The organism is Niastella populi (genome assembly GCF_002078015.1).
Taxonomy (GTDB): Bacteria; Bacteroidota; Bacteroidia; order Chitinophagales; family Chitinophagaceae; genus Niastella; species Niastella populi.
Map to the genome: position 1 here is coordinate 1 of NZ_LWBP01000238.1, position 10,677 is coordinate 10,677.

5 protein-coding genes are annotated in these 10,677 nt (G+C 39.7%); all 5 read left to right on the plus strand.

From position 1 onward, the window contains the following. Window positions 1–786 precede the first annotated feature (786 nt). The 5 genes from A4R26_RS30760 to A4R26_RS30780 all read left to right on the plus strand — a co-directional run bounded on the left by A4R26_RS30760 (window position 787) and on the right by A4R26_RS30780 (window position 9,907). Window positions 787–1,377: an RNA polymerase sigma factor gene (locus A4R26_RS30760; RefSeq protein ID WP_165760476.1), complete on the plus strand. Its 591-nt coding sequence runs from the start codon at window positions 787–789 to the stop codon at window positions 1,375–1,377. Window positions 1,378–1,494: 117 nt separating this feature from the next. Then, the gene (locus A4R26_RS30765) at window positions 1,495–2,703 is read left to right on the plus strand and encodes a FecR family protein (protein WP_081170403.1); all 1,209 of its coding nucleotides are present in this window, start codon (window positions 1,495–1,497) and stop codon (window positions 2,701–2,703) included. A 516-nt stretch (window positions 2,704–3,219) separates the two neighbouring features. Continuing rightward, entirely contained in the window at window positions 3,220–6,540 is a 3,321-nt protein-coding gene (locus A4R26_RS30770; protein WP_165760477.1) for a SusC/RagA family TonB-linked outer membrane protein, read from the plus strand. 68 nt (window positions 6,541–6,608) lie between these two features. Continuing rightward, on the plus strand, window positions 6,609–8,075 hold the full coding sequence (locus A4R26_RS30775; protein WP_081170407.1) for a RagB/SusD family nutrient uptake outer membrane protein: 1,467 nt from the start codon (window positions 6,609–6,611) through the stop codon (window positions 8,073–8,075). Window positions 8,076–8,524: 449 nt separating this feature from the next. Further along, a complete protein-coding gene (locus A4R26_RS30780; RefSeq protein ID WP_081170409.1) occupies window positions 8,525–9,907 on the plus strand; it encodes a thioredoxin fold domain-containing protein in 1,383 nt (460 codons plus the stop codon). Window positions 9,908–10,677 lie beyond the last annotated feature (770 nt).

The following is a 10,677-nucleotide window of genomic DNA, read 5'->3' on the forward strand; positions in this document are numbered from 1 at the left end:
AATAGTAATACCGGCACAAGACCGGATCGATATCGGGTTCCGGTTGCATGGAGTATAGGATTTAAAGGTTTAAAAGGGGGCTTACACAAGCCCGGCGGTCATGTAAGTAATACGCAACTGCTTTTCGATTTAAAGAGAAGGCTGTAATCTCGCCAAACGATTGGCATGGCAACGGTAAGGAAATATTCCAAATACTGGTTCCATAAAATAACTTCGAAGTTTTACCAAAGGGGGGACTAAACCATTTCTCTGCAGTAAAAATGCTGTAGTTCTTCCATGGAGCAATGGTCAAATGTCCCACCATCAAAACGTAGGTTTGTGCCCTCATTAATGAGTACCAAAGTAGTATATAGGTAGTCGAAGAATGCGGGTAAAGCAAACAGAAGCAGGAAAGACGTTGAAATTTCATAGCGTCCTTTAGAAAAAGAACCTGGTGCATTGCTGGCATAATACTTTTGAAGTTGGAACCGAGATTAACAAAATGGTTCTGAAACTGATCGCGGTAGTCGTGAACACCTGTATAGGAAAAATACAAATGAAGTTTTGATCTCGCCAGATCTTCGTAAATTAGTATGCGACACAATATTTTCCTGTTTTATCATATTTTCTTACTGACTGATAATATATAACGGTTTTTATTTAATATTGACCTCAAACCACCCCTGACTCCTAAGTGTCCACCAGCTCCTGTGAATGATTTTGATCACCCTTCACAAAAAAAAGGCTTTAATACCATACCATAAGCCCATCCCTATCGACGATTCTTATGAACAAAGTACAGTTTTAATGAAAAACAAGTTATCGAACAAGCAACTGATTGCGGCATTGAACAATGGCGATGCAACCTCCTTCACTTACCTGTACAAGACATGGTATCGAAGGTTATGTTTTTTCGCCATGAAGATAACGGGCAGTAAGGAAGATGCTGAAGATGTTGTCGTCAACGCCCTTACCAGACTATACCAGTTTCGCGAGAAATTTCAGAACGTTACCAATCTGGAAGGGTTTCTCTATACGGCTATAAAAAATTCCTGCATTGACCATATAAGGCATTTACACAGGCAATCCGCTAACGAAAAAGCCTATTCATATTTAGTGGATTATGACAATGAGGATACAATTGAAAATCTTAAGATAAAGTCTGAGCTGCTCAATGAGATATATGCTGAAGTGAAGCGGCTTCCCGATAACTACAGACATGTATTTGAGCTTAGTGTCCTTCAAGGCTTAAAGAATGAGGAAATAGCCCAACGTCTTAATATCTCCCTGAGTAATGTCACAACCCGAAAGAATCGCGCTATCAACCTGCTTAAACTAAGATTGTCTGAGGACGGGGTAATCTTATTTTCCATCCTGGTGGTTAAAGGCATTTACTAAAGGCCAGGGCGTTATAAAAAAATTTTTCCTTCGCTGTGACAAAGTAGTTTTTTCGTCGTTATATTAATAAATGATTAACAAATTGAAATGAATTTGTAACCCTTATATAAGTTCTGGATGACATCTAAAGATCCCATTCTTCCTAAAGTAATTGTAAAGCTTTTACACAAGTATGTAAAAGGACGGCTTTCCAGAAAAGAAAGCAGGCAATTGGAAAATTGGGCGCAACAAAACGAAAACAATCCTAAACTCCTTGAAGAGATTAAAAATCAGAAACGCTTTACCTCTGATTTGACCGCGTTTGACAGCTTTAGCTGGGAGGATATCTCCCAAAAGCTGGCGGTTAGTGGAGTGCCTATCATAGAAAACACGAAGGTTCGACCGATGGTTCAACGGTGGCACTTCATGGCAGCTGCAGCACTTTTAATTATGGCTGTCGCGGTTTATCTCTTGACCGAAATCAACAGAAACGTTAACGAGAATAAACCGTCAGAAGTTATAGCTAAGCAGAATGACATTGCACCCGGGAAATATAAGGCGCGCCTTACCCTTGCTGATGGATCGACAATTATATTGGACAGTATAAATACGGATTCTTTAACGAGGCAGGGCACGGCAAAGCTCGCCAACGAAAATGGCAGGCTGGTGTATAAAGCAGGAAAGTTTGAAGGTGGTTCGATAGCGGTGTGGAATACACTTACAACTGTGAAGGCAGAAACCTATCAATTGCTCCTTTCTGACGGTAGTAAGGTATGGTTGAATTCCGGTTCTTCTATACGATACCCGGTTCATTTCGTTGGGAACGAGAGAAAGGTAGAGATCACCGGGGAAGCGTATTTTGAAGTAACCCACAACAGCAGGCAACCTTTTATCGTGAAAGCAAATAGCATGGAGGTGCAGGTATTGGGAACAACCTTTAATATAAATGCCTATCCTGACGAAGGAGCGATTAAAACTACGTTGGTGGCTGGTAAAGTCAAGGTATTAAACCGCGCGGCCAGCACTGAGCAATCGGCTGTTTTAGCACCAGGGCAGCAGGCTCAATTGCAAAGCGAAAAAATTTCTGTAGCGCGCCAAGTGAATATTGACCAGGCTGTCGCATGGAGATATGGGCGATTTCAATTTGACAGAGATGACATTAAAACAGTAATGCGACAGATAGCCCGTTGGTATGATGTTGAGGTAAGTTATGAGGGAGAAATTACTAATAAGGAATTTTGGGGTAAAGTGAGTAGAGACCTAAATGCCTCTGAAATGTTGAAAGTGCTGGAGGTGTATGGCGTACATTTCAAGATCGACGGCAAAAGAATTATTGTTACGCAATAACCGCTTCTACAGAGATTCCGATATTCATTGAATGAGGCTGCATTGTATGCCCGTGTCAATGCCGTTATCCATTAAACCAGCAATTGTACCCTTTGGACAAGTAACCAGATCAGGCTAACTAGAACAAGGAACTGCCAGATTCTACCAGTGAATCTGTATGGCGTATGGTGTTTGGTATTGTTTTGTGATAGGTCAAAATTCTGCTATTCCCATAGCAGTTCCCTTCTATTCTGCCTCGCTTCCCGCTTCCTATTAAACCTGTCTCATTACCAGCGTTGACAATCAACCCATAAAAAGAAATTGTTTTAGTCTCTTATTCGAAAACGAATAAAAAACCGGGCGTGGTGCAAACACGTCCGGTACTGTGAGGCTAAAAAAACAAGGTCTGTCTTATTTTTTAACCAACAACACATCAAAGTTATGCAAGTAAATTCTTCTTGCAAAGAACCCTTTTGTGAAAAAGGGAAACCTAAACAAAACTCTTATAGAGAACTGCGAAAAGTAATTGTACGAACAATGAAGATCACAACCTTCTTAATATTGGTTGGATGCCTGCAAGTTTCGGCGGCCGGTAATGCGCAGAATGTGACGCTTTCTTTTAAAGATGCTCCCCTTAATGAGATCTTTTCTGCACTGGAGAAGCAGACAACCTTTACCTTTTTTTGTGAATACAGCTTATTGCAGCAAGCAAAGAAAGTGACGATTAGTGTAAAGGACATACCGTTTAAGGACGCACTTGAAAGATGCCTCAAAGACCAACCGTTTACTTACAGTTTTGTCAAGAATACTGTTTTAATTAAACCTAAAAAACAACCCAATTCTGTTAATGTTGTTACATCCGATTTGAATGTAATTGACATTAAGGGTCGGGTGGTTGACGAGAACGGTAAGCCGGTGCCTGGTGTGACGGTTGCTGTTAAAGGCACAAACAAACAAACAATTACAAACGAAAAGGGCGAGTTCACCCTCGCCGGGGTAGAGGCTACTGCAACTCTCACTTTCAGCAGCATCAATATGGAGCCATTTTCATTAAATGTTAGTGGCCAAAGTGAAATAATAGCAAAGCTAAAGACAAAAACCAGCGAGTTAGATGAAGTCCAAATCATTGCTTATGGACAAACTACAAAAAGATTCCAAACAGGCAATGTTAGCACCGTTAAAGCAGCGGATATCGAAAAGCAACCGGTTCAAAACCCGCTGCTTGCTTTACAGGGAAGGGTACCTGGCCTGGTAGTAACTCAAAATTCCGGTGTACCTGGCGGAGGCGTTACGGTCCGCATACAGGGAAGAAATAGCATAAGAAGTGGAAATGACCCATTATATATCATTGATGGAGTTCCGTATCCAAGTCAATTGCCAACAACTGGAAATGACGGCGTTTTTGGAACTTCGAGTAATGATGGAAATGGCAATCCAATAAACGGTTATGGCAATCCATTAAATTACATCAATGTTAGTGATATAGAAAGCATAGAGGTGTTAAAAGATGCAGACGCTACAGCCATATATGGATCCCGCGCGGCAAATGGAGTAATTCTAATTACTACAAAAAAGGGCAAAATTGGCCAGATGAAGCTAGATGTCAATCTACAAAAAGGTTGGGGCAAAGTGGCCAATAAGTGGGATATGCTGAATAGTCGCCAATACTTAGACATGCGTTATGAGGCATTAAAAAACGACAATATCGATCTATCCGCTCAGTCAAATACTGATGCAAACTATTATGACCTCCTGGCTTGGGATACTACGCGCTACACAGATTGGCAAAAAACTCTCATCGGAAAAACTTCTGACTATCTAAATTTAAGTGGTAGCGTTTCAGGGGGCACAAACACAATGCAATACTTGATTAGTGGAAATTATCATAAAGAAACTACTGTATTTCCTGGAGATTTTAATGATCAAAAAGGCGCTCTTCACTTTAATATTAACGGCGCATCTCCGAACGAGAAATTTAGATTGCAGTTTACAGGTAGCTATATGGTTGATAATAATCATTTACTAATAACTGATTTAACCAGGGCTGCGGTTCAAACGGAGCCTGTCGCTCCGGATCTTTACAATGCTGACGGTAGCTTGAACTGGGCCCCCAATGCTTTGGGAAATTCCACATGGGCTAACCCTTTGGTTGAAACCTTAAGAAAATATAAAAACGTCACTACTAGTATTGTGGGAAATACCATTCTCAGTTATCAATTATTTCAAGGTTTAGACATTCGAGGAAGCCTCGGATATACTCGTTTGCTAACCACGGATTTCCAAGCCCTACCATTGAATTACACTAGTCCGGAAAACCGTGCCACGGGGCTTCGCGGAGCTGTTTATGGAGATAGAGATCTCAATTCGTGGATATTTGAACCTCAAATAGTTTACAAAAAATCAATTTCGAGAGGTAAGCTAGATTTAGTAACGGGCGGAACGATTCAAGAAAATAACAGTGAAGCAGGCTCTGTTGTAGGTATAGGATTCAATAGTGACGAAGTTCTAGAGAATAAGACGAGTGCTACTCAGTTATTTCCCGGAGGTCAATATATCGTAAAATATAAATACAGCGCGCTTTTTGGACGTTTTACATTTAATTGGGCAGATAAATATATCATCAACTCCACGTGGCGAAGGGATGGAACAAGTCGCTTCGGTACAAGCAGCCAATTTCATAATTTCGGTAGCATCGGAGGTGCTTGGATTTTCACTGAAGAAAGTTGGATAAAAAAGCAAAAGGCATTTAGTTTCGGTAAATTAAGAGTTAGCTACGGCACTACGGGAAGCGACCAAATTGAAGATTATTCCTTTTTGAGCCTTTACAACTTTTGGAGTGCTCCAGGACTACCCTATCAAAATAGTATTGGTACTTACCCAAACGGTATTCCCAATCCATATTTGGAATGGGAAGAAACAAAGAAGTTACAAACAGGTGTTGATTTAGGATTTTGGTCAGATCGTGTAATTGTAAATATTACACATAGTCGAAATAGATCCTCAAATCAATTGCTCCCCTTCGCGCTACCATCTACAGCAGGCTATACGTATTTGAATAGAAATTTCCCGGCAACAGTACAAAATACGACATGGGAGTTCTATGCAAGTTCTTCTAATCTAAAAACTAAAACTCTAGAGTGGGCAACCACAGTAAATCTTACAATTCCCAAAAACAAGCTTGTGGCATTTCCAGATATTGAAACGAGTAGTTATTCTACTGGCTTTGGAGGCGTCATTATTGATCAGCCTATTGGTATAATAAAAACGCTTCATTCGTTGGGCGTTGACCCGTCTACAGGAAAGTTTCATTATGCCGACAAGAAAGGCAATTCCACAAGCTCTCCATTATTCCCCGATGATTATACAGTACTTATGAAAACTTTGCCAAGATTTTACGGGGGTATACAAAATAGCATTAGTTATAAGGGATTGGAACTCGATTTTTTGTTTCAATTCGTAAAGCAATTGGGGACTAACTATTCATTCAACAGCTTAGCGCGGTTACCTGGCCAGTTTTCGGCAGGAACAAGCAACCAGCCCGTAACAGTAATGGACAGATGGCAAAAACCAGGTGACTTAGCTCAAGTTGGTTACTTCACAACTGGATACAATGGGTATATGACGAGTGACGAATCTTACGTGGATGCTTCATATGTTCGGTTGAAAAATGTGTCACTTTCGTATGAATTGCCTGCTAAATGGCTGCAGGCGGTGAAAATGAAAACCTGTAAAGTTTCTCTACAAGGCCAAAATGTATATACATTGACGAAGTGGAAAGGATTAGATCCGGAAACCCAATCTATATATTCATTGCCTCCATTGCGAGTTTTGACCTTTGGATTGAAGGTCGGGTTGTGAAAGATCAACGATGGAATTTAATAATAAGATTATGAAGAAATATTATCCGAAATTTTAATAGGTTAAAAATGACTCGATATCAAAACTTAAAGGCAGCGTTGATAATAGCCATCACTTTCATAGCCCAAACAGGTTGTAAGAAATTGGTCGAGGCTGATGCGCCGAGAACAAGCCTCAATCAAGGGAATGTATATAATACAAATGAAGCAGCCATATCTGTCCTAACTGGTCTATACCAGCAGATGAATCAGGAAGGTCTATTGAGTGGCAGCAACGGCATATCATTGACGGTTGGCCTATCCGCGGACGAATTTGATTTGTCGTCGGCTATCGCTGCAACTGACACAAAGTATTATTATTATATAGATTCTTTATTTTCAAATATCAACAACTCTAAAGGTGTTGAATATTGGGCGCCATTTTACAACTATATTTTCGTTTGTAATTCGGCAATTCAAGGGCTAACGAGCTCCGACGGTTTATCTCCGTCTGTAAAAAACCAATTACTTGGGGAAGCAAAGTTCATACGCGCCTTTTTATACTTCTATCTAACAAATATGTACGGCGATGTTCCACTAGTGTTGACTAGTGATTGGAAAGTTAGTTCCAGTGTAGGGCGAGTCGGCAAACCGCAAGTTTACCAACAACTCATCACCGATTTAATTGAAGCAGAAAATATTTTGAGTGACAAATATCTGGATGGAAAGTTGCAACCTTATACGGGTAGTTCAGAAAGAGTGCGACCGACCAGGTGGGCAGCTGCTGCATTGCTCGCGCGAATATATTTGTATAATGGAGATTGGGCAAATGCTGAAGCCCAAGCTTCTGCGGTAATTAATAACACGTCTCTTTATGAGTTAACGACGTTAAATAACGTTTTTTTAAAAAATAGTACAGAAGCGATCTGGCAATTGCAGCCAATTTTAAGTGGGCAGAACACTGCCGACGGGATGTTATTCTTATTGCCTTCATCCGGACCAAATTCAGACCATCCTGTATATCTTAGCTCTCATTTATTGGCAGCTTTTGAAGTTAATGATCAACGGCGATATGGAAAGAATTGGATAGACAGCGTAATTGTCGGAACTAGCGTCTATTACTATCCTTACAAATATAAAGCAGGCTTTGATGGAGGCATAAGTTCGGTATCTGACTTAAAGGAGTATCTAATGGTTTTACGATTATCGGAGCAGTACCTAATAAGGGCAGAAGCAAGGGCGCAACAGAATAAAATTGACGATGCCCACAATGATCTAAACATAATTAGAAACCGTTCGGGTTTGCCAAATACAACTGCCAATGTTCAATCTACGACACTTACTGCAATACTACATGAACGCCAAGTCGAGCTTTTCAGTGAGTGGGGGCATCGATGGTTTGATCTCAAAAGAACAGGAGCAATTGACGCGGTGATGTCAATTGTACGTCCTCAAAAGGCTAGTGGGGCCTTATGGAAATCGTATATGCAACTATATCCAATTTTGATTTCAGATATTCAAAAAAATTCACAAATAACTCAGAACCCCGGATATTAAGTCTCACAAACAATAATTGAGTTCGTTGAATTTAATTATTTCATGCTCTGCAAATGATGAAGGCTGGTTCGTCATCGACGTGCAGAGCTTAAACCTGGAATACTTTATTCTACTAGATGACCGTCTCATAGTCCGACTCTTATATAAATGTTTTGCTCAATAGTTACCCCCTGTAAATGTTTACCGAGGTGTTGGCTACAATTAATCTCAGTGAGAAAGTTGAGTGTTAATTCAGGAATCAATAATCATCCAAACATTGGTTTACAATTGAAACTCCATAAATATCACAAGTCGACAAATATACTAGTGTGATCGATGTCGCCAAGTGTAACACAGTATAAGGCTTAGACAATAGCCGGGCACTAAGCTTTTTTGTGTAAGTCTAGCGAAAACGATTAGCTAATAACCATTAACATAATAGCATTTTTAAAACTTGAAAATTTACAGAAATGAAAACCATTTTATATATAGTATTCTTTTGCATTACTTCCGTTGTTGAAGCACAAGTACAGACACAGGAGGAGAATAAAACCTCCGTCGAAGGAATCGAATGGACTAAAGGCCTGAATTGGAAGCAAATATTCAATAAAGCAAAGAAGGAAAAGAAATATGTTTTTTTTGATTGTCACGCAACTTGGTGCGGGCCTTGCAAGGGAATGGAACGGGATGTATTTACAGACAAACAGGTTGTAGAATTCTATAATAAGCACTTTATCTCGGTCAGATTGCAGATGGATAGAACACAACACGACGATTCAAATACACGGAAATTGTACAATGTCGCAAATATGGTTAATAAAAAATATGGTGTACCTGCATATCCTACGTTTTTATACTTTTCATCGGACGGAAAAATCGTTTATCGCGATCAGGGGTATAAAGAGGCCGCAAATTTTATTCATATTGGAAAGATATCAATACAGGCTGGTTCAACGTTCCCCTTCCCTTTATACTATACCTGGCTAACAGAATATCAAAAAGGGAAAAAGGATTACAGTGTTATGGCTAAACTGGCGGATACCGCCAAATTGTTGGGGCAAAACGAAATTGCACGCAAAGTTTCCAAAGAGTACAGATCATATTTATTGAATCGCAAAGATGAGTGGTTAAAGTCGGATAACTTATCGTTTATGGCCCATTTTATTTCTGGCTCAAATGATCCTTTTTTTAAGGTATTCTATGAGAATAGTGACTTGATTGATTCCCTTTTGAACGAAAATGGCCTTGCGCAATATGTAGTCGACACCATTATTCAGAGGGAAGAAATTGAGCCACTATTAGGATTCAATGACGGGCTACGCTCTTCAAATGAACAGATAATGGCTAAAGACGGGCCCGCCTGGAACGATCTGAAGCTACGTCTCAGTGTAAAATATAATGAAGACTACGTCGAAAGAAATATTCTTTTGGCAAAGCTGCGATGGTATAATGGCCAACATCAATGGGGGGAGAGCGCTCGCGTTTTAACGACTCTTACAAAAAAATATCCGCGGTTTTATAAGAAACGGGCAAGTGCAGGCTTTATTAATTCGAGTGTTTGGGATGCCGTTTTCAAACGTAGCGTGGATAAAGAGCAAATTGATGCAGCCATTGACTGTATGAGCGATTTGGTAAATCAATGCCCCTCATGGCCTGACGGACTTGATACTTATGCAAATTTACTCTATAAGGCGGGAAGGGTTAGTGAAGCGATCTTATACGAAGAGAAAGCAATAGCAAGTGATCCGAAACAGGAGGAGCTAAGACTAACATTGCAGCGTATGCGTGATCGAAGACCAACGTGGCCTCATTACATTAGTACAAATTTCTGGGATCGCGGCATAGTCGATTAAAAAACCGCTGCCTTGACATTGATTGTCAACTGAAATCACTTAAGCATTTTGCAGGAAATAGATGATTTGACAATGTCGATTGTGCGGCGTGGCAGGCTTCGGAGAAACGATCCGGATAGTATTGTTCGATTATTAAGTTATCATTAAGCGGAGGTGTAATGTCTTTGGCTTTTGAAGTTGGTTTGGATATCAGGATAAACTCAGGCAAAATAAAACTAAGAGTTTGAGATGAAGACTAGACAATTGAATGTAAGTCTGGTTAAGTAGATTTTGTATCAAGTACTGTGTGAAACAGATAGCAATTTATAATTACTTATAAAGATCTTGGACATATTGCTAATTATGGACCGTAAATGATAAAAGAAACTAGTTGTCAGGTCCTCTGTTCCCATCATGATTGTGTTCTCGTCATAATGAAATGACCTAATTATGAAACAAGGAATTTCGTTTGAAAGTCCCCTATATGCACCGAATGTTGGAAAATTTATAAATCAAATTAAAATGAAAAGAAATAAGCATTTATTTGACGATTAGATAAAGACTGCCTTTATTAAGTTTGGTGAGGACGACTATGAAATTGATTCGATTGCAGTTATATACAAGAAAGTCTAATTGAAGAAGCATGGAGGTAAGAGTGAATGAAATAATGAGCTTACATCAAAAGCAAAGTCTAAATTCAAAAATTTGTTGTTCTTGATTTGGAGGATTCTCAAGTACGCTACGCCTTTCATTTTGAAATGGATGCATTACTCATAAATATGTACGTTGGT